General features: G+C 65.7%; 20 protein-coding genes. 8 read left to right on the forward strand and 12 right to left on the reverse strand.

All coding sequences use genetic code 11. The annotated features are described in order from the left end of the window. Positions 1–2: 2 nt before the first annotated feature. Entirely contained in the window at positions 3–707 is a 705-nt protein-coding gene (locus ACXZ1M_RS02475) for a siderophore-interacting protein (protein WP_459051653.1), read from the reverse strand. Between the two features lie 32 nt (positions 708–739). Between ACXZ1M_RS02475 and ACXZ1M_RS02480 the strand changes: the two genes are divergently transcribed. The 4 genes from ACXZ1M_RS02480 to cphA all read left to right on the forward strand — a co-directional run bounded on the left by ACXZ1M_RS02480 (position 740) and on the right by cphA (position 6,249). Then, on the forward strand, positions 740–1,192 hold the full coding sequence (locus ACXZ1M_RS02480) for a MarR family winged helix-turn-helix transcriptional regulator (RefSeq protein ID WP_459051654.1): 453 nt from the start codon (positions 740–742) through the stop codon (positions 1,190–1,192). Between the two features lie 146 nt (positions 1,193–1,338). Next, on the forward strand, positions 1,339–2,763 hold the full coding sequence (locus ACXZ1M_RS02485; RefSeq protein ID WP_459051655.1) for an iron-containing redox enzyme family protein: 1,425 nt from the start codon (positions 1,339–1,341) through the stop codon (positions 2,761–2,763). A gap of 4 nt (positions 2,764–2,767) precedes the next feature. Next, positions 2,768–3,583, forward strand: a complete 816-nt coding sequence (locus tag ACXZ1M_RS02490) for a cyanophycinase (RefSeq protein WP_459051656.1) — start codon at positions 2,768–2,770, stop codon at positions 3,581–3,583. 5 nt (positions 3,584–3,588) lie between these two features. Next, positions 3,589–6,249 (forward strand): cyanophycin synthetase, encoded by a 2,661-nt coding sequence (cphA, locus tag ACXZ1M_RS02495; RefSeq protein WP_459051657.1) that lies wholly within the window; start codon positions 3,589–3,591, stop codon positions 6,247–6,249. Here the strand turns inward: cphA and ACXZ1M_RS02500 are convergent. The 5 genes from ACXZ1M_RS02500 to ACXZ1M_RS02520 form a co-directional block, all read right to left on the reverse strand. Then, a complete protein-coding gene (locus ACXZ1M_RS02500) occupies positions 6,246–8,330 on the reverse strand; it encodes a Mur ligase family protein (protein WP_459051658.1) in 2,085 nt (694 codons plus the stop codon). The genes cphA and ACXZ1M_RS02500 overlap by 4 nt on opposite strands. Positions 8,331–8,332: 2 nt before the next feature. Then, positions 8,333–9,346 (reverse strand): methyltransferase, encoded by a 1,014-nt coding sequence (locus tag ACXZ1M_RS02505; RefSeq protein WP_459051659.1) that lies wholly within the window; start codon positions 9,344–9,346, stop codon positions 8,333–8,335. Positions 9,347–9,407: 61 nt separating this feature from the next. Next, the gene (locus tag ACXZ1M_RS02510; protein WP_459051660.1) at positions 9,408–10,937 is read right to left on the reverse strand and encodes a PAS domain S-box protein; all 1,530 of its coding nucleotides are present in this window, start codon (positions 10,935–10,937) and stop codon (positions 9,408–9,410) included. Between the two features lie 111 nt (positions 10,938–11,048). Next, the gene (locus tag ACXZ1M_RS02515; RefSeq protein ID WP_459051661.1) at positions 11,049–13,406 is read right to left on the reverse strand and encodes a glycoside hydrolase family 31 protein; all 2,358 of its coding nucleotides are present in this window, start codon (positions 13,404–13,406) and stop codon (positions 11,049–11,051) included. Positions 13,407–13,489: 83 nt separating this feature from the next. Further along, positions 13,490–14,107 (reverse strand): cation transporter, encoded by a 618-nt coding sequence (locus tag ACXZ1M_RS02520; protein WP_459051662.1) that lies wholly within the window; start codon positions 14,105–14,107, stop codon positions 13,490–13,492. Positions 14,108–14,243: 136 nt separating this feature from the next. Between ACXZ1M_RS02520 and ACXZ1M_RS02525 the strand changes: the two genes are divergently transcribed. Beyond that, positions 14,244–15,362 carry a mechanosensitive ion channel family protein gene (locus ACXZ1M_RS02525; RefSeq protein ID WP_459051663.1) on the forward strand — a complete coding sequence of 373 codons (1,119 nt, stop codon included), beginning with the start codon at positions 14,244–14,246 and terminating at the stop codon, positions 15,360–15,362. Between the two features lie 71 nt (positions 15,363–15,433). Here ACXZ1M_RS02525 and ACXZ1M_RS02530 read toward each other — a convergent pair whose 3' ends face one another. Next, complete coding sequence (locus ACXZ1M_RS02530; protein WP_459051664.1) at positions 15,434–15,940, reverse strand: hypothetical protein; 507 nt, start codon at positions 15,938–15,940, stop codon at positions 15,434–15,436. A 118-nt stretch (positions 15,941–16,058) separates the two neighbouring features. On the opposite strand from ACXZ1M_RS02530, the gene ACXZ1M_RS02535 reads away from it, so the two are divergent. Continuing rightward, positions 16,059–17,057, forward strand: a complete 999-nt coding sequence (locus ACXZ1M_RS02535) for an OmpA family protein (protein WP_459051665.1) — start codon at positions 16,059–16,061, stop codon at positions 17,055–17,057. Here the strand turns inward: ACXZ1M_RS02535 and ACXZ1M_RS02540 are convergent. Both ACXZ1M_RS02540 and ACXZ1M_RS02545 read right to left on the reverse strand, forming a co-directional pair. Beyond that, positions 17,047–18,396 carry an MFS transporter gene (locus tag ACXZ1M_RS02540; protein WP_459051666.1) on the reverse strand — a complete coding sequence of 450 codons (1,350 nt, stop codon included), beginning with the start codon at positions 18,394–18,396 and terminating at the stop codon, positions 17,047–17,049. The genes ACXZ1M_RS02535 and ACXZ1M_RS02540 overlap by 11 nt on opposite strands. After that, positions 18,378–19,532, reverse strand: coding sequence for a mandelate racemase/muconate lactonizing enzyme family protein (locus ACXZ1M_RS02545; RefSeq protein WP_459051667.1), 1,155 nt, complete (start codon positions 19,530–19,532; stop codon positions 18,378–18,380). The genes ACXZ1M_RS02540 and ACXZ1M_RS02545 overlap by 19 nt, the downstream gene beginning before the upstream one ends. A gap of 142 nt (positions 19,533–19,674) precedes the next feature. Here ACXZ1M_RS02545 and ACXZ1M_RS02550 point away from each other — a divergent pair, with 142 nt between their 5' ends. After that, positions 19,675–20,445 (forward strand): IclR family transcriptional regulator, encoded by a 771-nt coding sequence (locus tag ACXZ1M_RS02550; protein ID WP_459051668.1) that lies wholly within the window; start codon positions 19,675–19,677, stop codon positions 20,443–20,445. A gap of 4 nt (positions 20,446–20,449) precedes the next feature. Here the strand turns inward: ACXZ1M_RS02550 and ACXZ1M_RS02555 are convergent, their stop codons facing one another. The 3 genes from ACXZ1M_RS02555 to ACXZ1M_RS02565 are packed head-to-tail and all read right to left on the reverse strand — an operon-like array spanning position 20,450 to position 23,318. After that, complete coding sequence (locus ACXZ1M_RS02555) at positions 20,450–21,178, reverse strand: IclR family transcriptional regulator (RefSeq protein ID WP_459051669.1); 729 nt, start codon at positions 21,176–21,178, stop codon at positions 20,450–20,452. Between the two features lie 38 nt (positions 21,179–21,216). Continuing rightward, positions 21,217–22,407, reverse strand: coding sequence for a mandelate racemase/muconate lactonizing enzyme family protein (locus ACXZ1M_RS02560; RefSeq protein WP_459051670.1), 1,191 nt, complete (start codon positions 22,405–22,407; stop codon positions 21,217–21,219). Continuing rightward, positions 22,404–23,318, reverse strand: coding sequence for a dihydrodipicolinate synthase family protein (locus tag ACXZ1M_RS02565; RefSeq protein ID WP_459051671.1), 915 nt, complete (start codon positions 23,316–23,318; stop codon positions 22,404–22,406). Before ACXZ1M_RS02565 ends, ACXZ1M_RS02560 begins: the two co-directional genes overlap by 4 nt. A gap of 231 nt (positions 23,319–23,549) precedes the next feature. Between ACXZ1M_RS02565 and ACXZ1M_RS02570 the strand changes: the two genes are divergently transcribed. Then, complete coding sequence (locus ACXZ1M_RS02570; protein WP_459051672.1) at positions 23,550–26,234, forward strand: TonB-dependent receptor; 2,685 nt, start codon at positions 23,550–23,552, stop codon at positions 26,232–26,234. Positions 26,235–26,245: the final 11 nt, after the last annotated feature.

Raw genomic sequence — 26,245 nt, forward strand, 5'->3', positions numbered from 1 at the left:
CTTTAAAGATCTTCATGGTGGCCGGAAGCGCCCTGCTTCCAGTACGCGGAGATACGGGCCGCCTCGCGCGGGTGGCCCTTGTCGCCGAACACCGCGTCGCGCACCTGCGCGGCCACCGCCGCTTCCCCCGCAAACCAGAAAAAGCCTTCGCCTGCCGGCAGCGCCATGGCGCGGATTGCCGCCAGCAGCGCCTGCACGTCGCCGAAGCGCTGCAGCGTGACCTGCGCCGCGCTGTCGAAGCTTAGCGCGGACGCTTCCGGTCCCGCCACCAGCACCTGCACCTGCGCGCCGGCCGGCAGTTCCTCCAGCCGGCGGCGGATCGCCGGCAGCGCGGTGACGTCGCCGGCCAACACGTGCCAGGCGTAGTCCATCGGGATGATCATCGAGCCGCGCGGGCCGGCGACCACGGCGCTCTGCCCCGGCTCCGCCTGGCGCGCCCAGTCGGACGCCGCGCCCGTGGCGTGCAGCGCGAATTCGATGGTCAGCTCGCGCTTTTCGTTGTCGTAGCTGCGCGGCGTGAAATCGCGCCGCACTTCATCGCTGATCAGGAATTTCACATGGTCGTCGTAGGAGGACGAGACGAAATCGTGTAAGGTCTCGCCTTTGAATGTTACGCTGACATAGTCAGGCGTCAGATGCCGCACGTCGACCACTTGCAGTTCCCGACGTTTGAGTTCATGCCGCACACGTTGGATTCGATTGCTCATCATGCACCTCTTAGTTGATAATGTCACCTATTATGACCAAACAAGTTAATAAAGTCAACCAATCCGATACGGTGTTCGACGCCATCCATTCGATCATGCATTTGTACCGGGCGCGCCAGCTGCAAGGCATGCGCGACAACCCGCACGAGTTGACCCACATGGAATACAAGGCGCTGGGATTTTTCTCGCGCCGTCCCGGCGCCACGCAAGGCGACCTGGTGGCGCATTCTGGCCGCGACAAGGCGCAGCTGGCGCGCCTGCTGAAAGGCCTGCGCGACAAGAGCCTGCTGGACGCGGTGGCCGACGACAGCGACCGCCGCATCACGCGCCTGAGCCTGAGCGCCGAAGGCCAGCGTATCTTCAACCACCTGCACGACCTGGGCGCGCAAGCGTCCAACGCGGCCGTGGCCGGCATGAGCGCCGACCAGCTGGCGCAGCTGCAAACCCTGCTGGCCCAAATTCGCAGCAATCTCGAAGCCGGCTAGGCACTCCCCGGCTGTCCACGGCAGCGCACCGTCCTGGCGCGTGCTGTCAGCCTACTCTTACGTGCACACAAGTCACGCACCGATGTGGGGCGGGCTCGGCAACGTCGATAATCGTTCAACGACGTTAGCCCAGCCACAGGATTCCCATGTCACAACTAGAACAAACGGCCTTCGCGACGGCGCCGGCCGCCGTCACTGTCGCCGCGCCCGGCGCAGCAGCCGTGTACCACGCCCTGAACCGCGGCAATCCCGGCGACGAAGCACTGGTGCAAGGCCGCACCTTTCTGATGCAGCGCCTGCAGGCTGCGCGCCAGCTGCGCTGCGACCTGCCGGCCGCACCGGACCAGCTGGCGCCGTGGGTGGCCAGCCGCGCCTTCACGGTCGGCATGGAATACCAGGCTTACCTGCAGGGCCGCCGCGAAGGCGCGCCGCGCCGCTACTTCAGCAACCAGTCGCACGCCCTGCATTTCCTCAAGCACGTGGCGCCGACCAAGCTGGTCGATGGTGCCTGGCTGTACGGCCTGCTCGAACGCTGGGACGATCCCGACTTCCGTCCGCTGATCCAGACCTACCTGGAAGAGCTGGGCGACGGCGTGCCCGAAAAGAATCACGTGTTGCTTTACAAAAAGCTATTGGCCGCCCACGACTGCGACAACTGGCACGACTTGCCGGACACCTATTTCGAACAGGGCGCGATCCAGCTGGCGCTGGCCTATGACGCCGAGCGATTCCTGCCGGAAATCATCGGCTACAACCTCGGCTACGAACAGTTGCCGCTGCACCTGCTCATCAGCGCCTACGAACTGAACGAGTTGGGCATCGATCCCTACTACTTCACCCTGCACATCACGGTGGACAACGGCAGCACCGGCCACGCCCACAAAGCCGTGCAGGCGCTGCTGCAACTGCTGCCGCGCCTGGGCGACAGCGCCGCCGTCTGGCAGCGCGTGCAGGACGGCTACCGCCTCAACGACCTGGGCGCCTGCACCACGTCGGTCATCGCCGGCTTCGACCTGGAGACGGAGCTGGTCGACATCATGGCGGCCAAGAGCCACGCCGGCTGCAATATGCATTCCGACTACTGCCGCCTGGCCGGTCGCGGCATCAACGAATGGCTGAGCGATCCGCAGCAGATCCCCGCCATGCTGACCGAGCTGGAAAGCGCCGGCTGGATCCAGCGCGGCCAACCGCCGGAAAACAGCCGCTTCTGGCGCCTGATCCAGAGCGAGCGCGCCGAAATGTTCGGCGTCTTCAGCGCCTACGAACAGCAGGTGCTGCGCGACTGGATTGTGACGCCGGCGCGCGTGCCGAGCTTCCGCGCCCGCCAGCGCTCCCTCGATTCACTGGGCCTGCACCACGCCCAGCGTCGCGGTCCGCCACGCGGCACCGTGCGCCACCACGGCGGCGATGAAGAAGACGCCAGCCCGCTGCGCCGGCTGGAACAGCAGGTCGCCACGCTGGGCAGCAAGCAGTCCGCCATGACGCTGCTGCGGGAACTGATGTCGCCGGCACAGCATCACCGGCCGTTGGGACTGATGGCCACTCGCATGTACCGCCAGCTGATCGACTGAGCCCATGAACGGGACTCTGATGATCATCGGCGGCGGCGAGGACCGCACCGACAGCATGGACATACTGAAGCGCTTCGTCGAACTGGCCGGCGGGCCGGCGCAGCCGATCGCCGTCATCACCGCCGCCAGCACCGTGCCGGACGACGTCTGGGACATGTACGCCAAAGCCTTCGCCGAAATGGGCGTGAGCGGCGCCACCCACGTGCGCATCGAAAGCCGCGCCGAGGCAGAAGACGACATGCTGGCGCATCGCGTGGCGCAGGCGCGCGCCATCTTCATGACCGGCGGCGACCAGAAACGCCTGGTCGCCATCCTGGGCGGCACGCAGCTGGAACGCGCCATGCGCAAGGCTTACGTGGATGGCGCCTGCATCGCCGGCACCAGCGCCGGCGCCTCGGCGCTGTGCACGCACATGCTATCCGAGGGCAAGGCCGAACTGGCGCCGGAAAAAGGCGCGGTGCGGCTGGGCGCGGGGCTGGGTTTTGTCAGCCGCGTCATCATCGACCAGCACTTCTCGCAACGCCACCGCATCAACCGCCTGCTCAGCGTCATTGCGCAAAGTCCGTTTTTGCTGGGCGCCGGCATCGACGAAGACACGGCGCTGATCGTGCGCGAGGACGGCATCGAAGTGGCCGGCGCGGGCAGCGTCACGGTGGTCGATTGCCGGAGTGCGCGCACCAACGTCACCGACATCCGCGCCGGCGCCGTGCCGGAAATGCTGGACGTGCGCCTGCACCTGCTGCCGTCAGGCTCCTTCTCCAACGCCGGGGACGACGGTCCACTGGCCGATTTCATCTCATATCTCACCGACAGGAATTGAATAGCATGATCATCGTTAAACAACACGTACTGCGCGGACCGAACCTGTACTCGCGCCAGCCTTGCCTGCTGACCCTGATCGACCTGCAGGCGCTACGCGACCACGACACCGCCGCCATGGAAGGTTTCAACACGCGCTTGCTGGAGCTGCTGCCGTCGTTGTACGACCACCGCTGCTCGGCGGGACAGTACGGCGGCTTCGTGCAGGCGCTGCGCAAGGGCGCCAACCTGGCGCACGTGGTGGAGCATGTGACCATCGCGTTGCAATGCCTGGCCGGCACGCCGACCTATCTGGGCCGCACGCATGATGTGGTGGGCAAGCCCGGCCAGTATCGGGTGGTGTGCTCGTATGAACTCGAACAAGTGGCGATCGAGGCTTGCGATCTGGCGGTGTCGCTGGTGCGCGCCATGGTCGATGGCACGGATGGCGCGGACCATGTCGCCCGCCTGCTGGAGAACGGCGTCGCCGAACTGCGCGAGACGGCCGAACGCCACGCCATCGGCACCAGCACCGGCGCCATCCTGCGCGCGGCGGCGCGCCAGAACATTCCGTATCAACGCCTGACCGAGGAAGCCAATCTGTTCCTGCTGGGATGGGGCGCGCAACAAAAACGCCTGCAGGCGACCATCACCGGCGACACCGGCCATATCGCGGTCGGCATCGCCTCGGACAAGCAACTGACCAAGGCCCTGCTACAGGAAGCCGGGGTGCCGGTGCCGGAAGGCGTCAGCGTGCGCACGCTGGAACAGGCGCAGCGCGCAGCACGCGATCTGGAGGGGCTGGTCACCATCAAGCCGCTGGACGGCAACCATGGGCGCGGCGTCACCACCCGCTGCGGCACGCCGGACGACGTGGCCCTGGCTTTCGAACGCGCGCGCGAACATGGCCGCACCATCATCGTTGAACGCTACATTCCAGGCGACGATTACCGCATCCTGGTGGCCGGCGAACGCGTGGTCGCCGCCGCGCGCCGCCGCCCCGCCTCCGTCATCGGCGACGGCGTCTCGACCGTGCGCGCGCTGGTGGAACTTGAAAACCGCAATCCGGCGCGCGGCGAAGGCCACACCAACATCCTGACCCGCATTCCGCTGGACGGCCACGCCGAGACCACGCTGGCGGCACAGGAACTGACCTTCGACAGCGTGCCGGAAGAAGGCCGCCGTGTGCTCATGCGCGGCAATGCCAACCTGTCCAGCGGCGGCACGGCGGAAGACGTCACCGACCGCCTGCCGCCGGCCACGCTGGCGATGTGCGTGCGCGCCGCCCGCAAGATCGGGCTGGACGTGGCGGGCATCGACCTGGTGTGCGAAGACATCGCCACGCCGCTGGATGGCCGCAATGGCGCCGTCATTGAAATCAACGCGGCGCCGGGCATTCGCATGCACGAATACCCAAGTGCCGGCGTGCCGCGCGATGCCGGTGCAGCCATCGTCGAATCGATGTTCGGCCAGCAGGATGGCCGCATCCCGGTGATCGCCGTCACCGGCACCAACGGCAAGACCACCACCACCCTGATGATCGAGCACGTGCTGCGCCAGGCCGGCATCGGCACCGGCTGCACCACCAGCGAGGGCGTTTTCATCAACGGCCAGGCAGTCACGCGCGGCGATTGCAGCGGTTACTGGTCGGCGCGCACGGTGCTGTCGGCGCCGGAGGTGGAATTCGCGGTGCTGGAAACGGCGCGTGGCGGGATTCTCAAGCGCGGCCTGGCCTTCGATCGTTGCGACGTGGCCGTGCTGCTCAACATCAGCGATGACCACCTTGGCATGGACGGCGTGGAAACGCTGGATGAACTGATGGCCGTCAAGGCGGTGGTGGCGCAGGCGGCCGGCAAGGCCGTGGTGCTGAACGCCGAGGACCACCGTTGCATGGCGATCGGCGCGGCGCTGGACGATGAGGTGGAACGCATCTACTTCAGCTGCGAAGCCAACCATCCGGCGCTGCTGCGGCACCTGCGCGCGGGTGGACGGGCGGCCTGGCTGCAGGATGGCTCGCTGATGGTGTCGGATGGTGCGGGCGAGCCGCTGCCGCTGCTGGCGGCGACGGACATGCCGTCGACCCTGGGTGGCTGCGCGCGCCACAACATCGCCAACGGCCTGGCAGCAGCGGCTGCGCTGCTGGCCTGCGACGTTGGCAACGGCGCGATTGCCGCCGGCCTGCGCACCTTTGTGTCGGATGCGCGAAACAACCCGGTGCGGGGCAATCTGTATGACATCAATGGCGTGCAGGTGATCGTCGATTTCGCACACAATCCAGCGGCGTTCGCGGCGCTGGCCGACACCGCGCGCGCCATGACCACGGGACGCACGGTGGTGGTGGCAACGTCGCCGGGCGACCGCAGCGAGCAGGCGTTCCGGCAGATCGGGAAAGTGTGCGGCGGCTTCGACACGGCTGTGTTCTATGAGTGGCCGAGTGAAGACCGTGGCCGCGCGCACGGCGAACGGGCGGCGATCATGCGGGCGGCGGCGCGGGAGAGCGGTGTCGGTATCGGCGCCAACGTGCTGCTGGAAATCGACCCGGCGCAAGCCTTGCGCATGGGGTTGAGCCAGTGCCGCGAGGGCGATGTGCTGGTGTACGCCTGCGGTTCGTCGGTATCGGAACTGGTCGATGCGCTGCGCCCGGTCGACCCGGTCAACGCGGCGCGCATCGACGCGTCCCTGGTTTAAGCCGGAGCAGCCTGCTGCGCCAGCCGTTCCGCGGCTGGCGCATCGATGGCGCGGATCGCTTCGATCAACGTCGCCACTTCGGTGCCGCAGGCGAATACCAGGACATCGCCCGGCCGGCATGCCAGATAGGCCGCCTGCACCGCCGTTGCGGCGTCGGCATAGGTGGTGACTTTGGCGCCGCCCTCGGCCCGTGCGCCCTCGCTGATCAATTCCGCCGCCACGCCCGGCCCCCTGCCCCTGCCCTGCGATTCATACACGAACAACTGGTCGAAGTGCGCGGCGCAGGTGGCGCCGGTACGCATCAGGTCTTCGTCGCGGCGGTCGCCGGGCGAGGTCACCACCGCCAGCACCCGGCCCGCATCCCATCCCGTCGCCTTGCTCTGGCCCTGCCCTTGCGCCAGCCCGCGCGCCAGCGTCGCCAAGGCCGCATACGCCGCCGGGTTGTGCGCATAATCAAGCACGATGCGCACAGGTCCCAGTTCAAACACGTTGGAACGCAGCGGGTTGGTGGCGGCGTCCGATTCAAAGCTCGACAGCCCCGCCGCGACCTGCGCCACGCTGAAACCACACGCCGCCAGCGCCGCCACGGCCGCCATGCTGTTGGCGATATTGTAGCGCGCCAGCCCGCCGCAGGTGGCCGGGATGTGCGCAGCCTTGATCACGCGCTGGCGCACCTGTCGCTGACTCAGCATGATAATGTCGTTCTCCAGCCAGACGGCGTCGCCGCCCTGCTCCAGGTGCGCGATGAGCACCGGGTTATCAAGCTTCATCGAAAAATACATGGTGCGTGCACCAGGCGCCAGGCGCGCGCGCGCCGCCACGCAGTGGGCGTCGTCGGCGTTCAGCACAGCGGTCGCGGCGGCCGATACCACCAGCGATTTCACACGCGCCAGCTGCTCCACCGTCTCCACGCCATCGAGGCCGAGGTGGTCGTCGGAGACGTTGAGCATGACGCCGACGCTGCAGCGGTCGTAGGCCAGGCCGCGCTTGAGCAGGCCGCCGCGCGCGGTTTCCAGCACGGCGAATTCAGTCTGCGGAGAACTGAGCACGCTGCGGTGCGACCAGTAGCCGGTGCAGTCGCCGTCGGCGTACAGGCGGCCGTCCAGCGCAATGCCCTGGGTGCTGGCGCAGCCGGTGCGGTAGCCCGCTAGCTTGACCGCGTGCGCGATCATCAGCGTGGTGGTGGTCTTGCCGTTGGTGCCGGTGACGCCGATGACCGGGATGCGTCCCTGCGCCGCGTCGGCGTGCAGTTCGCGCCGCAGCATGCGCTGGTCGTGGCTGGGCGGGACGGCGCCCAGCACGGCGTCCACCTTGTAGCCGTGCCGTCCGGGCAGCAGGTCGACCTGGGCGTGCGCCAGGCCTAGGGTGGCGCCGGCGCGTTCGCTGACGTAGCCGGCGTCGGGATCGGGGTGTTGTGCGACGCCGTCCATGACCTGCACGCGCAGGCGTTCGCCGGGCTGTCGTTGCGGCGAGTGGAAGTCTTCGTCCGGTACTTGCAGTTGCGCCTCGATCAGCAGGGAGCGCATCATCTGGCGGTCGTGCAGCAGGGTGTTGCTGAGCAGGCGATTGTCGTCGCCGGCCTGGTCGACGAAGCGCCATTGGCGCTTGCCCCAGCCTAGCCGTATCAGGCCGCCATGTTCGCTGATGCGCTGGACCGGGATGCCCAGCGCGGCGGCTTCACGTGCGAGGGCGCTGGCGGCGGGCGGCAATTGCATGCTGGCCGCCAGCGCGCGCAGGGATGTCACTGCTGCGGCGACGTCGGGAGTTTCGCCACGTTCGGTGGCGGAGATCAGCTCGGCGGCGGCGGCCAGCGCGGCCTGGCCTAGGTGTTCGAGCGCGTACTGCACCACCACGCGCCATTGCGCGGGTGCGCCGTCTTGGGGCTGGCCGGCCTGCGGCTGCTCGGCCGGTTCGGCGTGCATGAATTCCACCGGCTCCCCGCAGGCATGCTGCAGGTAGAGCGCGGTGTAGGCCAGTTGCGGTCCAGCTTCGGGCTGGGTCGATTCGATCACGGCCACGATGCAGGTGGTGCGGCTGTATAGGTTGGCGCCGCGCAGCAGGCGCTGTTGGACGATGCGCATGGTCAGCCCTCCTTGGTGGCCACCAGCCACACTGCGGCGATGCGCTCGGCGCTGGCGTAGGCTGGCGTTTCCAGTTCTTCGCCGAAGACGTCGGGATCGATTTCTTCGTAGGTCCAGTGCAGGCCTGCTTCGTCCAGCAGTGCGGCGGCGTGGCGCAGGAATGGGTCGTCGCCGTTGGTCATCGCGACGCCGGTGTAGAGCCACAAGGCGCCGCCTGGCGCCAGCCGTTCGATGGCGGCGCGCACGATTTGCAGCGACAGGCCGATGCCGAGTTCACCGCCGCCGTGGCGGTAGGCGCGCTCGGATGGGTCGAGCAGGTAGGGCGGATTGGCGACGATCAGGTCGAACTGGCCGTCGAGTTGGTGCAGCAGATTGCTGTAGCAGCTGCGGGCGTTGGACACGCCGGCCAGGCGCATATTGATGTCGGCCAGCGCCAGCGCGCGGGCGTTGATGTCGGCGGCGATCACTTCGGCCTGCGGGAAACGGCGGGCCAGCGCAATCGCGGCCGCGCCGCTGCCGCAGCAGATTTCAACGATGCGCGATGGCGCCGCTGCGGATGCAGCCGGCGACGGCGGCGCAGACGCGAACGCCGACGCGGGCGGGCGCATGATCGATGCCGGCGCCAGCGTGTGCGCCATCGCGCGCAAGAAGCGGCAGGTGTCGGGGCCGAAGAATACCGCCTCCGCCTGCGTGGTCGGATACGCCGAGTGAAACAGCCACTCGCCCGCCAGCGTGGACACCCTGAGCGCGCTGCGCAGCGAACCGCCCTGCTCCTCCACCACGCCGGCCGCGCGCATCAGCGCCAGCAACGTGCCGTCGACCGCGCTGGCGGCGAACGGCCGGCTCCAGCCGAAGATGTCGCGCAAGGTCGCCGTCTGCGGCTCGGCCGCACGCGCCAGCACGCGCGCCTGCGTGGCCGGTGTGACAGTGGAAAACCGGTATTGGCGGGCGCGCAAGGCGGCGCCCAGCGCCAGCAAGGCTTGCTGTTGCGCGGCGGGGATGTGGTACGGGGTCACAAAAGCTCCTCAAACCCTCATACTGCCGCAGCTCGCACGTCAACAATGTGCGCCAGCGAACCTATAGAACCTTTAGTACGCGGATCAAGTCGCTCAAGCGGTAAGGCTTGGCGATCAGCTCGAAGTTGCCGATGTCCGGCATCTGATCGCGCAACGCGGCCTTGACGTAGCCCGATGCCAGCACGATCTTCAAGTCCGGGAAGGCGGCGCGCGCGGCCTTGCCCAGCTCCACGCCATTCATGCCCGGCATGACCACGTCGCTGAACAGGATGCCGATGTCAGGATGCTGGCGCAGCGTCTCCAATGCCTGCGTGGCGTTATCGGCCGACAGTACTTCGTAACCGAGATGCGAGAACAGGCTGATGGCCGTCTCCAGCACGTCGATCTGGTCGTCCACCAGCAGGACTTTTTCGGCGCTGGCCAGCGTGCCGTCCTCACCGCCGTCCGCCTCGCGCGCCACGGCCGGGAAATACATCGCCACCGCCGTCCCCGCGCCCACTTCCGAATCGATGGTCAGCGCGCCCTGGCATTGCTGCACCATGCCGTACACCTGGCTCAGGCCCAGGCCGGTGCCCTTGCCGACTTCCTTGGTGGTGAAGAACGGCTCGACCGCGCGCAAAATCGTTTCCTTCGGCATGCCGGCGCCATTGTCCTTGACCATCACGCGCACGTAACGGCCCGCCGGCAAGCGTTCCACTTCGTTCTCGGCCAGCGCCACGACATCCAGGTCAATCAGCACTTCACCGCCGTCGCCCATGGCGTCGCGGGCGTTGACCACCAGGTTGAGCAGGCCGGATTCGAACTGGGTGGGATCGATCATGGCGTTCGGCAGGTCGGCATGGACTTGCAGGTACATATGCATGTCGTCGGGCAGCGCGCGCCGCAGCACCGCCTCGAACGAACGGATCACGCGGGCCACGTCGTGCGACTCCTGGCGCAAGGGCTGCTGGCGCGCGAAGGCCAGCAATTGCTGCGTCAGCGACGCGCCGCGCTGGGCCGCGCGCGACATGGTGTCGACCGACTTGGCGACCATGGCCGGGTCCTTGGACATGCGCAGCAGTTCCAGGCCGTTCATGATCACACTCAGCAGATTGTTGAAGTCGTGCGCGATGCCGCCGGTGAGCTTGCCGATCGCCTCCAGCTTCTGCGACTGGAACAGCGCCTCGCGCGCCCGCTCCAGCTGCTCGGCGGCCACGCGGCGCTCGGTGATGTCGCGGGTGATCTTGGCAAAGCCCATCAACTCACCGTTGGGGTCGAGAATCGGATCGATCACCACGTTGGCCCAGAAGCGGCTGCCGTCCTTGCGCACGCGCCAGCCTTCGTCCTCGAACTTGCCGGTGGTGCGCGCCAGTTCCAGCGCCAGCGTCGGCCGGCCCTTGGCGCGGTCTTCCTCGGTGTAGAACATGGAGAAATGGCGGCCGATGATCTCATCGGGGTGGTAGCCCTTGAAGCGTTGCGCCCCGGCGTTCCACGTGACCACCACGCCTTCGGGAGAGAGCATGTAGATGGCGTAGTCGGTTACGCCCATGATGAACTGGCGGAACCGCTCCGCTTCAATCGCATCCACGCTGGACAGGGCATTCTGCTGCATGATCTTCCTTCAACTCTATGTAAAAGCAATTTTACTTCAGAGCAAAAGAATATGGGTGCGCAGATTCAACCGTTCGTCCTGGACAAACACCGCCCAGCGTGGCCTTCCTACTTATTTGCCGATCACCTTGACCAGCCCTGCCGCCGACTTGACCAGGCCGGCATCGCCGCCGCTGGCGCTGAGCTTGCCCGCCGCATCATCCCACTTGAGCTGGGTGACGGTCGACTTGCCCTTCTCGTAGTCGTAGCTCACGCCGTCGTCGTCGTACAGGCGGAACTCGCCGCTCTTGCCTGGATAGACGTGGATGGCGGCGATCGCCTGCTTGGTGGCGGTCGACTGCACGTCGGCGCCGATCGGCAGCACCGAGCCGGCTTTCACGAACACCGGCATCTGGTCGATCGGCGCGGCCACTTTCACCCAGCGTCCGCCGGCCAGCTTCTCGTTGGTCCAGAAGTTATACCAATCGGCGCCGGCCGGCAGGTAGACATCCTTCTCGGTCTGGCCCTGCTCCGTGATCGGCGCCACCAGGAAGGCCGGGCCGAACATGTACTGCGTGCCGATATTGGCCACGTTCGGATCGCTCGGGAAGTCCATCCACAGCGGACGCATGAACGGCGCGCCGGTGTCGTGGGTGTACTTGGCCTGCGAGTACATATACGGAATCAGCTGGTAGCGCAGCTTGTTGAAGCGCGCCATCACGACTTCCGCCTGCTTGCCGAAGGACCAGATCTCGGCTTCCTTGCGGTCGCCGTGCAGGCGCAGGGTCGGCAGGAAGGTGCCGTACTGGAACCAGCGCGTCATCAGCTCCGGATAGTCGTGGTAGTTGCCGACCACCGCGCGGGCGTCCGACGGATCGAGCAGCGGCGCTTTCACGGCCGAGGTGGTCGGCGCCAGCTTCTGCCAGCCGCCGATGTCGTTGCCCCAGTAGGCGATGCCCGAGGCGGTCATGTTCAGGCCGGTCGGCACCTGGCGCGCCAGTGCTTCCCAGGTCGGCTGGATGTCGGACGACCAGAACAAGGCGCCGCTGCGCTGCGAGCCGAGGTAGGCGGCGCGCGACAGGATCAGCACGCGCTTGTTCGGTTTCCAGGCGCGCATGTTGTCGGCCACGCCTTCGACGTGCATCAGCGGGAACAGGTTGTGGTAGCGGTCGCCCGAACCGATCGAGTAGAAGAAGCCGTCCGGCACCAGGTCCGGTTCGGTCTCGTCCAGCCACGGGTAATCGAAGCCCTGCGACAGGATGTTGTCGCGCGCCTTTTCCCAGAACCACTTGCGGGCGGCCGGGTTGGTCGGATCGATCAGGCCGCCGGTGCGGTCGGAGCGGAACGGCAGACCGTCGACGGTCTTGCCGTCCTTGTCCTTGAGCAGATAGCCCTTGTTATCGAGCTCGTTGAAATAGCGGCCCGAGGTTTCGTAGCGCGGCCAGATCGAGATGATGGACTCCATGCCCATGTCGTGCAATTCCTTGTTCATCCCTTTCGGGTCGGGGAACTGCGTCGGATCGATGTCCATCTGGCCCATGCGGGTCCAGTAGAACCAGTCCAGCACCATCACGTCCAGCGGGTATTTCTTCTCGCGGTAGGTCCTGGCCACGCGCATCAGTTCCTGCTGGCTGTCGTAGCGGGCCTTGGACTGGATCAGGCCGAAGGCCGATTTCGGCGGGATCGGGGTCTTGCCGGTGACGCGGGCGTAACCGGAATAGATTTCCTCCGGCGTGGCGCCGGTGATGACGAAGAAGCTCACGCGCTCGCCCACGTTGGACTGGAACGCGGTGCGGCCGTTGACGCCGGCGACAAAGCGCGTGGCCGACGGATTGTCCCACACGATACCGTAGCCCTTGGACGAGACCATGAACGGCACGCATACGCTTTCGCCGGCCGGGGCGTCGTACCAGTGCTTGCAGTCGAGCACGCGGCCGCGCAGGTCGAGCGCGCCGAGCGATTCCTGGTTCTGGCCCATGCCGTAGTAATGCTCATCGCGCGCGACCGAAAAGGAGGCGCCGACCTGGAAGGTTTTCTCGGTGTTGACGGTCTGCGGCGACATCTCCCAGCCGTTCATGCTGACGATCTGTTCGCCCTTGGCGTTGAGCACCTGCAGGCCGACCGGCGCCAGCGACGGCGCGAAATACTTCTGGCCCTGGGTCGGCACCGACGGCGGCGGCGATGGATTCACGCGCACCGTCATGGCGGCCGATTTGAAGACGTCGCCGCCCTTGCCGCCTTCGTGGCGGAAGGCGCTGTTGTCGCTGTTCTTGGGCAGGATGCCGTAGCCGGGGCCTTTCAGCACTTCACCTTTGTCGACGGCGATGGTCACATGGACCACGTTCGGGCCATAGGCCTCGATCGAGACGTAGGCGCCGTCACGGTCCAGGGTGGCGATGGGGGCGGCGAAGGCCGACGTGGCGGAAATGGCGGAAATAGCGAAGATCGAAGCGAGCGCGGTGAATACCGGCGTTGGGGCGAACTGTCTCATAAGCCTCTCTTAGGTTGGAGATGTGTCCCCGCATTGTGCTTCTTCATTTTCGAAATATCAATTATGAAAATCACCAAAAGCGACTATGTTTCTGTCGTGCTCAGCTCGGCGCGCGCCTGCCCGATCACCTGCCGGCCGGCGCTCACGGCCAGGCATCCCATCGCCAGGGCCACGGCCAGGTCCGGCCAGCGGCTGCCGGTGCCGAACACGCCCAGCGCGGCCAGCATCACGGCGACGTTGCCGATGGCGTCGTTGCGGGTGCACAGCCACACCGAGCGCATATTGGCGTCGCCATCGCGGTAGGCGTACAGCAGCAGCGCCACCGTGCCGTTGGCCAGCAGCGCGATGAAGCCGATCACGCCCATCACTTCCGGCGCCGGCATGCTGCCGGTGGTCACGTCCCAGCCAGCCTTCAGCAGCACCAGGCTGCCGTAGACGGCCATGGTCCAGCCCTTGAGCAACGCGGTACGAGAGCGCCATGCGGCGGCCAGGCTGAGCGCGAACAGCGACAACGCGTAGTTGCCGGCGTCGCCGAGGAAATCCGCAGCGTCGGCCAGCAGCGCCACCGAATCGCCGCGCAGGCCGCCCGCCAGTTCCACCGCGAACATCACGGCGTTCACCACCAGTGCGATCCATAAAATGCGCCGGTAACGACGGTCCACCGGGGGCGGCGCGCAGCCGCCGGAACAGCATCCAGCCATACAACCTCCTTCGACCACGAGCCATGCGGCAAAAATTTGTGCCATGCCGCAATGCCCGAGGGATGTGAAGCAACGAACAGAGCCCGTCGCCGGGGGCGCCTAGGATGAGGCGTTTCTGCCTTACCAGGAGACCGGTTTGAATATCCAACGCTATCTTGCACCTTTTTCCAACGTCGAGGGCGACGAGTTGATGCTCGCCGCCAGCGCCGCCGCCATTACTTTTTTCGCCATCTATGCCTGCCTACGGCTGCTGCGCAAGCGCCTGTGCCGCCATGACGAAGCCGGCCGCGCAGACCGCCCTGCGGCGCAACTGCTCAAGGAAACCCTGAACCGCACCAGTATGCTGTCCGTGTTCGTGGTGTCGGTGCTGGTCGGGCTGAAGATGCTGGAGCTGCCGCCGCTGTGGGAAGAACGCCTCGGCCATTTGTGGTTCGTGGTGCTGGGCTTCCAGCTGGTGCTGTACTTCGACCGCGCCGCCACGCTGGGCGCGCGGCGCTACTTCCGCAATCATGCCGACAATCCCGACTCCCCGACCACCGTCGCCAACACGCTGATGGTGTGGGCGCTGAAGACCACGCTGTGGGTGGTGTTCCTGCTGGCGGCGCTGTCCAACCTGGGCATCAACGTCTCGGCGCTGGTGGCCAGCCTGGGCATCGGCGGTATCGCCGTGGCGCTGGCGGTGCAGAACGTGCTGGGCGACCTGTTTGCCTCGCTGTCGATTGCGGTCGACAAGCCGTTCGAGGTGGGCGACTCGATCTCCATCACCAACGTCTCCGGCACGGTGGAGCATGTGGGCCTGAAGACCACGCGCATCCGCGCCGACAGCGGCGAGCAGGTGGTGATCGGCAATGCGGAGCTGCTGAAAAACACGGTGCGCAACTATAAGCGCATGCAGACGCGCCGCGTACAGTTTTCCTTGCGCGTTAATCCGGCCACGCCGGTCAAGCTGGCGGCGCGCATTCCGGAGGCGCTGAAGGAGATCATCGACCGCCAGCCGGATGTGCGTTCGGACCGCGTACACCTGAAGTCCATCAGCCAGGACGCGCTGGAATATGAGCTGGTGTTCTATGTGCTCAATTCGTCCTACGTCAATTACATGAACGCGCAGCAGGCGGTGCTACTGGGCGCGTTGGAGATGTTCAGCAATATGGGCGTGGACGCCAACGCGCCGACGCGCCGCCTGCAATTCGAGCAAGGCGCGGAAGCGGCCAACGAGGGGCCGCCGCCCGAACGGCGCCTGCAAGCGCGCCACTGAAACACTTAGCTCCGTCATTCCCTCGAGCTTAGCTCCGTCATTCCCGCGAAAGCGGGAATGACGATGAGGCCTCAGGGCTTGAGCTTTTCATCCTCGGCCTGGGCGTCCTGCATGGCGTCAGGTTCCAGCTCCTCGGCCGAGCGGTTCAGGTGGATGAACACGCCCCACGCGGCCAGCAACACGCCGACGCCGGCCACCAGCGCGGCCACGTACAGCAGTTCGCTGGCGTCGTCATGCACCGCGCGGAAGGTGGCGACCAGGCATTCGATCGCCAGCGCCACGACCACCACCACGAAGAAGCGCGACAAAAACCGGCGCACACGGGTCGGCGCGCTGATGTCGGCGTCGCGCACCACTTCTTCCTCGATGATGGTTTCGGCGATCTGCAGCGCCACCACGGCGGCGGCCAGAATGCCGATCGCCTCGATCACCTCCTGCGCGGCGGTCAGGCCGGAATCGGCCTGCAACGCGTGCCAGCCCACCTGGGCGCCGACGAAGATGAGCATCAGCGCCCCGGCGGTGAATAACAGGGCGATCGCGGCGTGGACCACGCCGAAGGCCAGCATTAACTGTTTCATGGTCCGTATCCCGTTGGTTGTTTCGCGTATTGTAGAGCGGGGCTCGGGCGCCGATTGTGCGCCGTCGCACCGTTAAAGTTTTTATAATCGCGCATCTTCAACCAACCAGGAATTACCGATGCGAGCCGCCCTCCTCCTGTTTTGCGCGCTGTCCGCCAGCGCCACGCTGGCCCACGCGCAGATGCCGCCAAAAGACACCGCCAAAGGCAAGGACCACCCCCTGCTTTCGCGCTTTGCCGAATCCAAGCTGGTTGGCTATGACATCAAGGAGTTCGACGAAGTGACGCTGCCGGCCGGGAAGCGCATCGCCAACAAGAACAACCAGCCGGCGTTCCAGGAAGCCCTGGCGCTGGAGGGCAAGTACACGCGCATCGCCTACAACTACCCGAAGGCGCGTTCCGCCGTGGAGGTGATGCGCAACTACCAGGCGGCGCTGGACAAGGCCGGCCTCAAGACCGTGTTCGCGTGCGTGAAGGAAGCCTGCGGCCCGGAGTTCGGCGCCTACTTCCTCGATAAACACGTGGGCAACAACTTCATCCAGGGCAGCAGCGACTACTGGTCGCCGTTCAACCACGGCCGCAACGACGAGCGCTACCTGCTGGCCAAGGGCGTCACCGCCGACGGCACCCAGGTCCATGTCGCCATCTATGTGGTGGCGCCGGTGGACGGCAAGGAAGGCGCCATCTATCAGCAAGTGGTCGAGGGCAAGCCTATGGAAGTCGGCAAGGTCAGCGTCAACCTGAACGCGGCCGACATGGCCAAGGGCATTGCCGCCGAAGGCAAGGCCGTGGTGTACGGCGTCTACTTCGATACCGACAAGAGCGACATCAAGCCCGAATCGAAAGCCGCGCTGGGCGAAATGGCCAAGCTGCTGCAGCAGGACGCGCAGCTGAAGGTGTACGTGGTCGGCCACACCGACAGCCAGGGCGCTCCCGCGCGCAACGCCGAGCTATCGCAGAAGCGCGCCGAAGCCGTGGTGAAAGCGCTGGCCGCCGATTACAAGATCGACGGCAAGCGCCTCAGCGCCAAAGGCGTCGCCTCGTGGGCGCCGGTGGCCTCCAACGACGCCGAAGCAGGCCGCGAGAAAAACCGCCGCGTGGAACTGGTCAAGCAGTAGCAGCCTTGCGCGGCAGCCATTGCACGCCGCCGCGCTTGTACAGCGACAGCATGACCACCATGGCAACGGTGTAGACGGCGGCCATCACCAGGAACATCGGCCGGTAACTGACCACGCTGACCAGGTTCCCGATCAGCCATGTGCTGACGATGCCGCCAACGCCGCTGACGATGCCGACGATGCCCAGCACCTTACCCAGGCTGCGCGAGGTGAACAACTCCAGCGACAGGCTGGTGACGACGATCTGCCAGATCATGTGCACCAGCGCCACCCACGCCGCCGACATCAGGCTCACCGCCACCGGCGGCGTGAAGTAGTTGATCGCGCCGACCGGCGCCAGCACGGCCACCGCAGCCATCGCCACGATGCGCGCACACAGCGGCTGCATGCGGGTAAAACGCATCAGCGCCGCGATCAGCACACCGGCTACCATGCAGCCGATGCCGGCGAACAGATACACCACCCAGGCGCGCGAGCCCATGTCCAGCGTGCTCAGTCCTCGTTCGTCCGTCAGGTATTTCGGGAACCAGTTCAGGTAAAAGAACCACACCGGGAAGGTGAGCATGGTGCCCAGCGCCTGCGCCCACACGCGCGGCTCGGTCAGCGCCTGGCGCCAGGTCTGGATGTCGACCGCACCGGGCGGCGCGGCGGACGGCGCTTCCTGCTTGTGATCCGCGCCGGCGCCGCGCGTCGGCAGCAGCCACCAGATGGCGGCCCATACCAGGCCGCCCGCGCCCATCAGGATGAAGGCGGTGCGCCAGCCGGCGATTTCATTGATCATCGTGACCAGCGGCGGCGACACGGCCGCCCCCAGCATGGCCGCCGCCGTGTAGATGCCGATGCCGAAGGCCTTCTGCCCAGCCGGCAGGAACATCGAGACGATGATGGGCGCCGCCATGAAGTTACCGGTCTCGAACAGGCCGAGGAAGAAGCGGCTGCCCGCCAGCTGCGTGCTGCTTTCCACCAGCCCGCACATGGCACCGGCCAACGACCACATGACCACGAACACCGGCATGGCGCGCACCGCGCCCAGGCGGTCCACCAGCACGCCGGAGGTGATGTTCCCGACCGTGTAGGCGATCATGAAGGCCGTGACCACCATGGCGTAGGCCTTGTCGTCCATAGCCAGCGCGGCCTGGATGGGCTGCGCCAGCAGCGACAGCGTCTGGCGGTCCACGTAGTTCAGGAAGGTGGAGAAGGCCAGCATGCCGACGATGATCCAGCCGCCGCGCCGGGCATGGTGCGCCGCCTGCGCCGCTTCCGCCGCGTGATTGTCGTGCACCTCGTTCGCCTGGGGCACTTGCGTTTCGCGCCCGCCGCTCATGAGGCGAACTGCCACAGTGAGTCCTTCGGCGCGATGCCCAGGCCCGGCCCCTGCGGCAACGTGAACACGCCGCCGTCGCAGCGCATGGCCGTGTCGAAGTGATGCAGGTGCTTGTTCATAAAATTGTTCTGGTATTCGTGCATGCTCAACTCGGCCACGGCGCTGGCGGCGTGCAGGCTGGCCGCCATGAACACGCCGAAGCCGATGGTCGCATGCGGCGCCACGCGCACGTGATAGATGTCGGCCAACTGACAGATGCGCATGAACTGCGTGATGCCGGTGCGGCCCATCTCCGGCTGGATCACGCCCAGCGCGCCGGTTTTCAGGCGCTGGTGCGCATCGTACACGGTACGCCACTCCTCGCCCACCGCCAGCGGGATGGAAGTGGACGTCGCCAGCCGCGCCAGGCCATCCACGTCTTCGGTATGGCAAGGCGCTTCGAGGAAGCCGATGCGATACGGCTCGATGCGGCGTGCGATGTCGCAGGCTTCGGAAGCGGTGTGGCACCAGTGCAGGTCCAGCATGATGTCGATGTCCGCATAGCGCGTGCGCATCAGGCGTATCAGCTCGACGTAATCGAACGACGACGCCGCGTGCACCTTGAACGAACGGAAGCCCTGCTCATACAAGGCCGCTACCGAAGCCTCGCGCTGCGCCAGGTCGCTGCCCGGCAGGTTGGTGATGTAGGCCGGCAGGCTGGCGCGATAGCGTCCGCCCAGCAGCTGCCACACCGGCTGCTTGAGGATCTTGCCGCACAAGTCCCAAAGCGCGATATCGACCGATGCCAGCGCATCCAGCCAGAAGCCGGTGGTGTAGCCGCGCACGCGCATCATGTTGTACAGCGACTGCCAGATGGTCTGCACGTCCAGCGGACTTTTCCCGGCCAGGAAAGGCCCGATCACATCGGCCACCAGCGCCCTCACCGCCCCTGCCGCCACAATGCCGTAAGTCTCGCCCCAGCCCACCGTGCCATCCTCGCAGGTGATCTTGATCAGCAAGGTGCGGTCGTCGGCGGGATAGATGGTGCCGTTGTCGGGATCGACGATATAGCCTTCGGCGTTCACCGGCAACATGCGGCCGGCGTGCAGCGATTGGGGTTGCGGAATGCGAATGTGGAAAGTCTCCACCTGGGCGATGCGGCTGCTGGTCATGCGGTCTCCTGTATCACGATTTTTGTTGTTTACTGATGCACAGTCTATTCACCAGTGCAAACACAGTCAACGAAAAACTTGTAAATAAAGGCCTTAATCTATAATGTGATTGTTTACTTTTGACTCTTACTTTCACTTTCACATGAGCGATACCGATCAGCGCTACAAGGCGCCGGCACTGGAAAAAGGCCTGGACATACTGGAGCTGGTGGCGGCCGAACCGCACCCGGTGACGGTCGCGGAAATCACGCGCAAGCTCGATCGCTCGCACGGCGAATTGTTCCGCATGCTGCAGGTGCTGGAGTTCCGTGGCTTTATCGAGCGCGCGCCGGACAGCGACGGCTACCGCTTGACCGACAAGCTGTTTGCACTGGGCCTGGGCCAGCCGCGCATCAAGGGACTAGTGGAAACGGCGCTGCCGAAAATGCTGGCGATGGCCGAGGCCACCGGGCAGTCCTGCCACCTCGCGGTGCATTCGGAAGGACAGATCGTGGTGGTAGCACGCATGGAGTCGAGCGAGATGATCGGCTTCTCGGTGCGCGTGGGCCATCGCCGCGATTTGAGCAGCACCGTGTCCGGCACCGTGCTGTATGCCTTCCAGGCCGCGCAAGTACGCCAGCGGTGGGACCGCTGGCTGGCGCCGCAACTGGACGACACCACCCGCCCGGAGTTCGAGCGGCGCGTTCTGAAGGCGCAGAAAAATGGCTGGGCCAGCGCCAAAAGCGGTTACGCCGCCTGCATCACCGACCTGGCGGCGCCGGTGTGGCGCGGCGAATCGGCGGCGGCCGCGCTGGCCATTCCGTTTGTTGAATCAACGCGGCAGGTGCGCAGCCTGGAAGAGACCACCGTCCTGCTGAAAGCCTGCGCCGACGATATCTCCACACACCTGGTGGCCAGCGACGCGCGGCTGTAAGACATCAGGCCTCGCGGCCGATTTCCTTCGCGCCCTCGCGCAGCACGCCCACCAGCTCCTCGGTCGCGCCTTCCGGTATCCAGCCCGACAAGGCCAGGCCGGCGTGTACCGGATCGCCGGTGGACACGGCCACCACGTGGTGGTTGCGGTCATCCTCCACCCGCACGCGGGCGTAGCCGAGGCGGCGCACTTCCGCCAAGCGCTCCAGCAACTGCGGCATCCCTTCCGGATAGCGCGGAATCTCGCGCTCGCCGTAGATGCGCACGATATGCTCGTCCGCCAGCTCCGACAGCAGCATCATGCCGATGCCGCTGGTGGTGGCCGGCAGCAGGCCGATACGTCCCAGCCCCATCGAGATGTCCATGCCCGGCGGCGCGTGGAACAGATAGCTGACGCTATCGTTCCACAGCACGCCCAGCGCCACCGTGTGGCCGTGGCGGCGCAGCGTCTGCAGCACCGGCAGCGAACGATTGATCAGCCCCGAAGCGAACAGGCTTTGCGCCGCAAGCACGTGCATGCCGGGACCGGCCGTGTACTTGCGGTTGGCCAGCTGGCGCGCGATGCCCAGATAGGTCAGCGTTTTCAGCAAGCGATTGACCTTGGTCGGATCGAGATCGATGCGGCGGGCCAGCTCGCGGCAGCCCACCGGTTCTGTGGCCGTGGCCAGCGCCTGCAGCGTGACGATGCCGTCGATCAGGCTCTGGTTCGGCTGGGCTCCTAACTGTGACAGCATACGGTTCTATTCCTTCGAGGCGAAAACACCATTATGCCTCAGCTCACGCGTTCCACGCGCTCCCAGAAGCCTTCGTTCGGCGTCACGCCGAGACCGGGGCCGGTCGGCAAGCGATAAACGCCGTCGGCGCAGGCCATGTCGGTATCGAGCAGCGCCAGGTTGCGTTCGAAGATGGAATGCTGCCACTCGTGCCGCCACAGCTTGCCCACCGGCGCGCTGGCCTGCAGGCTGGCCGCCAGGAAGATGCCGACGCCGATGGTGGCATGCGGCGCCAGCGTGGCGCCATGCTGCTGCGCCAGCGCGGCGATGCGGCAGAACTGCGTAATGCCGGTATGCGCCATCTCCGGCTGCACGTAGCGCACCTTGCACGAGGACAGGCGCAGCTGCGCTTCGTAGCTGGTGGCCCACTCCTCGCCGCCGGCGATCGGCACCGCGCTTTCCTCGCACACCTGCGCCAGGCCCGCCACGTCTTCCGGCTTGACCGGCGCCTCCAGGAAGAAGGGATCGTACTTGCCGACCACGCGCGCCAGCGCCGACGCTTCGGCCGCGCTGAACTTCCAGTGCAGGTCGGCCATGATCTCGGCGTCCGGGCCCAACGCGCCGCGCAGCGCCGCGAATTCCTCGGACACACCTTCGTGACTGACCACCGCCGCGAACTTGAAGGAGTTGATGCCGCGCGCCTGCCATTCCAGCGCCAGTTGCACGCGCTGCTCCAGCGTGGCGGCGGGAAGTCCGGACAGGTAGCACGGAATCTCCGTGCGTCCGGCGCCGCCCAGCAACTCGGCCACCGACACGCCGCGACCGCGTGCGCGCAAGTCCCACAGGGCGATATCCAATGCCGCGATGGCGTCGGTGTGGAAGCCGCCGGTGCAACCGCGCACGCGCATCAGGCCATATAGTTCGTCCCAGATGACGGTCACGTCTTCCGGATCGCGCCCCATCAGCACCGGCGCCAGTAGCTCGTTGATGATTTCACAGGTGGCGCGCGGCGCGCAGATGCCGTAGGTCTCGCCCCAGCCGACCGCGCCGTCGTCGGTGGTGACGCGCACCACCACCGAGCGGTCCACCGTCGGGTAAATGGTGCCGTTGCCCTTGCGGACGATGTAGCCGCGCGAGTTCACTTCCTCGCCCGGCCCGAGCGGACCGAGATACGGCGTCTCGCGCGGCGAGGTGACGATAAAGGTTTCTACGCTGACGACCTGGCGTTGTTGTGCGGCGCGTGTGTTCATTTCGGTGCGATCCATTCAAGCGGCAGCAGATCGCCCAGGCGCTCCAGCAGCGCCGCCAGCTCGGCGCGGTCCTGACGGTCCAGCGACGGGCCGGGCGCGCGCACGAAATCGTTGGCAATGATGCCGCGCATTTGCAGCACGGCCTTGGTAAGGCGCCAGCGGAAGATCTGCTGCATGTTCAAGAGGGGCAGTGTACGCTCAAACAGATCGCGCGCGCGCTTTTCGTCGCCATCGTTGAAGGCCTTGATCATGGCCACATGCAGTTCCGTGATTTCGGAGGCCGGCATGGTGCCGCGCGCGCCGCGCTTCAATTCATCGATCACGAAGCGGCCGCCCGCGCCGCCGAACACCGCATCCAGCGAATCGCCCGCCAGTTCGCTCAGTTGGGTGATGCGCTGGCCTGACGGCGGCGCCTCTTCCTTTACATAGCGGATGCCATCGACTTCCGCCGCCAGTTGCGCCACGCGATCCAGCGCCAGGCCGATGCCCATCGGCGCCGGCGCGTTCTGCAGCATGATGTCGACCTTCGATTGAGCGCGGATCTGGCGGAAGAAATCGGCCATCGCTGGCAAATCCTTCTCCAGCTTGTGCGGCGTCAGGATCATGGCGGTCTGCGCACCGGCACGCGCGCCGGCATCCGCGTAGGCGGCGGCATCTTCCAGCGTGGTGGCGCTGGCGCCGATCACGAACGGGATGCGTCCTGCTATCCACTCGCCGATCAGCGCCGTCATGTGCAGGCGCTCTTCCCGGCTCAAGGTGTCGTATTCGCTGGCCAGGCCGGGGAACACCACGCCGTCCGCGCCGGCCGCAATCACGTACTCCAGCACGTTGCGCGTGCCGGCTTCGTCGATCTCGCCAGTGGGATGAAAAATCGTGGGAAGGATGGGTAATACGCCGCCGAGTGTGTTCACAAGCATCTCCAAGTTGTAGTTAAGTGTTGCTATATTAGCTTAGCATGTGATTTCAAAATTGGGAACATCTGGCGCAAAACAGCAACAAACCGCACAAATAATCGCTTGATCAAGATTTTTTGTTGCTATAGGATATACAGCAATGGATCTACTATAGATTCATTAACCAGCACGCATGCGCCGGTGTTATAAAGGCGCAGCAGTGCCATAACAACATTTGGAGACAAGCACATGAAGAAGAAAGTCATCCCCGGACTTTTGGTCACGACGGTCCTCGCGTCCAGCGGCGCATGGGCGCAGACCGACACTGCCAGCACGACCGATAACACCAGCACTACTACCGCCACCGCCGCCGCTGCGGACGTTGTGCCCACCGAAGCCGCGCCGGTGTCGATCGTGGTATCCGGCATCCGCCAGGCCTTGCAGTCAGCGCGCAACAAGAAGCGCGACGCCACCCAGTTCGTCGACGCCATCGTGGCCGACGACATCGGTAAACTGCCGGACAAGAACGTGGCCGAGTCGCTGTCGCGCGTCTCCGGCATCCAGGTCGATCGCGGCGTCGGCGAAGGCTCCAACGTATCGATCCGTGGCCTGCGCCAGAATGTGCTGCTGTATAACGGCCGCGAAATCGTCGACTCCACCGGCCGTGGCGGCACCGGCCTCGATCAACTGGGTACCTCGACCTTCGGCTTGATGGCGCTGGTGCCGTCCGGCCTGATCTCCAGCCTGGAAGTAACCAAGCTGGCCGGCGCCGAGCAGATCGCCGGCGGCCTCGGTGGCGTGGTCGATATCCGTTCACGCATGCCGCTCGACGGTCCCGAGCAAATCGCCGGCAAGATCGGCGCCGGCTACGAAGACCTGCCCGGCAAAACCAGCCCGGAACTGTTTGGCCTCATCACGCGCAAGTTCGCCGACAACAAGGTGGGCGTGCTCGGCTCCGTATTCTATGAACGCCGCTCGCTGGCGCAGCAAGGCCTGGACACCTTCTCCGGCTACAAGTCCTACACCGACGGCGGCAAGCTGCGCTTCGGAGACCAGGATGCGCGTGCCAGCGAAATCAGCGAGACGCGCAAGAAGTTCGGCTTCAACGCCGTGGTGCAATGGAAGCCCAGCAAAGACCTGGAACTGACCGGCGATACCTTCTTCTCGCGCCTGGAATCTGAGCGCGACCGCTTCTGGATCGGCTTCAATCCGACTGCGGGCCTGAGCAACGCCGCCTACTCGTCCAACAACATCCTGATGTCCGGCCGCGCCACCGGCCCGGTGATGACCAACACCGAGTACGCCGACATCAGCTCCGACGTATCGTCCACCGCGCTGCGCGCCAAGTTCACGCTGTCGGAAACGCTGAAAGGCACGGCCGAAGCGTCCTACGGCCACGCCACCTCCAGCTATCGCCAGCTCTACTTCCGCCTGCAGCCGCTGGCCACCGTGACCAGCTTTGTCGACTTTGACCTGAGCAAGGGCGACTTCGGCTCCTTCAACGTCGGCGGCATCAACCTGGCGGACATCAACTCGCTGCGCCACACCATCATGTTCGACAGCTCGTTCGAGGCCAAGACCAACAGCAAGTCGGTGCGCGCGGACTTCAAGCGCAGGCTGGACGCCAGCTGGCTCGAGTCGCTGGAAGTCGGCGCCCGCTACAACAATCTCGATTCCGACCAGGACCCATCCATCGGCGACATCCGCCCTGCCGGCGGCATCTCCGGCAGCAGCCTGACCGGCTTCCTCACCACCCGCAACACCGGCTTCTCCGGCGGCGATTTCAGCGGCCTGCCGGGCAGCTACGTCATCGCCGACAAGAACAGCTTCACCGGCTGCAAGGCGTTTTCCGCCTTCCCCGCCATCGTCAACGATCCGCAGTGCGTGAACGCCTACGGCCAGCTGGGTTCCGCCGCCGCACGCTTCCGCATCAAGGAGGAATTCAACGAGGCCTACGCCAAGCTGAATCTGAGCGGCGACATCGCCGGCGCGGAACTGTCGGGCAACGTCGGCGCGCGCTTCGTGCAGCGCAAGCTCGAATCGACCGGTAACCTGATCAACAGCGCCGGCCAGGCGGTGCCCAACACGGTGGACCGCACCGACAACAACGTGCTGCCATCCGCCGTCGCCAAGCTGCAGCTGGCCGAGGACACCGTGGTGCGCGTCGGCGCCGCCAAGGCGCTGGCCTTCGCTAACACAGCCGACTTGTACAACGGCGTGCGCCTGTATGCGCCGACCTACGCCAACGGCGTGCTGGTGCAAGCGGGCACCGGCGCCGGCGGCTCGCCGCAGCTCAATCCCTTCAAGGCCAACCAGTACGACCTGTCGCTGGAATACTACTTCGGCAAGCAGGCCATGGCTTCGCTCGGGTTGTTCCGCAAGAACGTATCGAGCTTCATCGTGCAGAAGCAGATCGCCGAGACCTATGACGGCGAAACCTACCTGGTCAACCGCAAGATCAACGGCGAAGGCGCCAAGGTCTCCGGCGCGGAGGTCCTGCTGCAGCTGCCGTTCTACTTCCTGCCATCGCCGATGGACGGTTTCGGCGTGATGGCGACCTACTCGTACATCGACTCCACCACGCCGGTGAAGGACATCACCGGTGCTTCGCTGGCCTTCCCCGGCCTGTCGAAGAACAACGCCAACCTGGTGGCCTACTATGAGCAGGGTCCAATCAGCCTGCGGCTGGCGGGCAACTGGCGCAACAAGTACTTGGTCGGCATCTCGGCGGCGGCCACTGGCGTCTACAATGATTCGTACACCGACGTCTCGGCCACCGCGCGCTATGAGCTGACCAAGAACCTGTCGCTCAGCGTGGAGGCGAATAACCTCAGCAACAGCCAGCAGCGTACTTACGACGGCGTCAAGGAAGCACTGCGCACCAATGCCATTTATGGCCGCATCTACAAAGTCAGCATCAGCGGCAAGTTCTGAGAAAGGGAAGC

It is taken from the genome of Duganella paludis (genome assembly GCF_054461335.1).

What these genes read in the sequence shown, in the direction of transcription:
- ACXZ1M_RS02545 (WP_459051667.1), bottom strand. Translation starts at nt 19,532, where the DNA reads ATGACCAGCAGCCGCATCGCCCAGGTGGAGACTTTCCACATTCGCATT.
- ACXZ1M_RS02515 (WP_459051661.1), bottom strand. Translation starts at nt 13,406, where the DNA reads ATGAGACAGTTCGCCCCAACGCCGGTATTCACCGCGCTCGCTTCGATC.
- ACXZ1M_RS02520 (WP_459051662.1), bottom strand. Translation starts at nt 14,107, where the DNA reads ATGGCTGGATGCTGTTCCGGCGGCTGCGCGCCGCCCCCGGTGGACCGT.
- ACXZ1M_RS02500 (WP_459051658.1), bottom strand. Translation starts at nt 8,330, where the DNA reads ATGCGCATCGTCCAACAGCGCCTGCTGCGCGGCGCCAACCTATACAGC.
- ACXZ1M_RS02480 (WP_459051654.1), top strand. Translation starts at nt 740, where the DNA reads ATGACCAAACAAGTTAATAAAGTCAACCAATCCGATACGGTGTTCGAC.
- ACXZ1M_RS02510 (WP_459051660.1), bottom strand. Translation starts at nt 10,937, where the DNA reads ATGCAGCAGAATGCCCTGTCCAGCGTGGATGCGATTGAAGCGGAGCGG.
- ACXZ1M_RS02570 (WP_459051672.1), top strand. Translation starts at nt 23,550, where the DNA reads ATGAAGAAGAAAGTCATCCCCGGACTTTTGGTCACGACGGTCCTCGCG.
- ACXZ1M_RS02555 (WP_459051669.1), bottom strand. Translation starts at nt 21,178, where the DNA reads ATGCTGTCACAGTTAGGAGCCCAGCCGAACCAGAGCCTGATCGACGGC.
- ACXZ1M_RS02550 (WP_459051668.1), top strand. Translation starts at nt 19,675, where the DNA reads ATGAGCGATACCGATCAGCGCTACAAGGCGCCGGCACTGGAAAAAGGC.
- ACXZ1M_RS02475 (WP_459051653.1), bottom strand. Translation starts at nt 707, where the DNA reads ATGAGCAATCGAATCCAACGTGTGCGGCATGAACTCAAACGTCGGGAA.
- ACXZ1M_RS02485 (WP_459051655.1), top strand. Translation starts at nt 1,339, where the DNA reads ATGTCACAACTAGAACAAACGGCCTTCGCGACGGCGCCGGCCGCCGTC.
- ACXZ1M_RS02530 (WP_459051664.1), bottom strand. Translation starts at nt 15,940, where the DNA reads ATGAAACAGTTAATGCTGGCCTTCGGCGTGGTCCACGCCGCGATCGCC.
- ACXZ1M_RS02490 (WP_459051656.1), top strand. Translation starts at nt 2,768, where the DNA reads ATGAACGGGACTCTGATGATCATCGGCGGCGGCGAGGACCGCACCGAC.
- cphA (WP_459051657.1), top strand. Translation starts at nt 3,589, where the DNA reads ATGATCATCGTTAAACAACACGTACTGCGCGGACCGAACCTGTACTCG.
- ACXZ1M_RS02535 (WP_459051665.1), top strand. Translation starts at nt 16,059, where the DNA reads ATGCGAGCCGCCCTCCTCCTGTTTTGCGCGCTGTCCGCCAGCGCCACG.
- ACXZ1M_RS02560 (WP_459051670.1), bottom strand. Translation starts at nt 22,407, where the DNA reads ATGAACACACGCGCCGCACAACAACGCCAGGTCGTCAGCGTAGAAACC.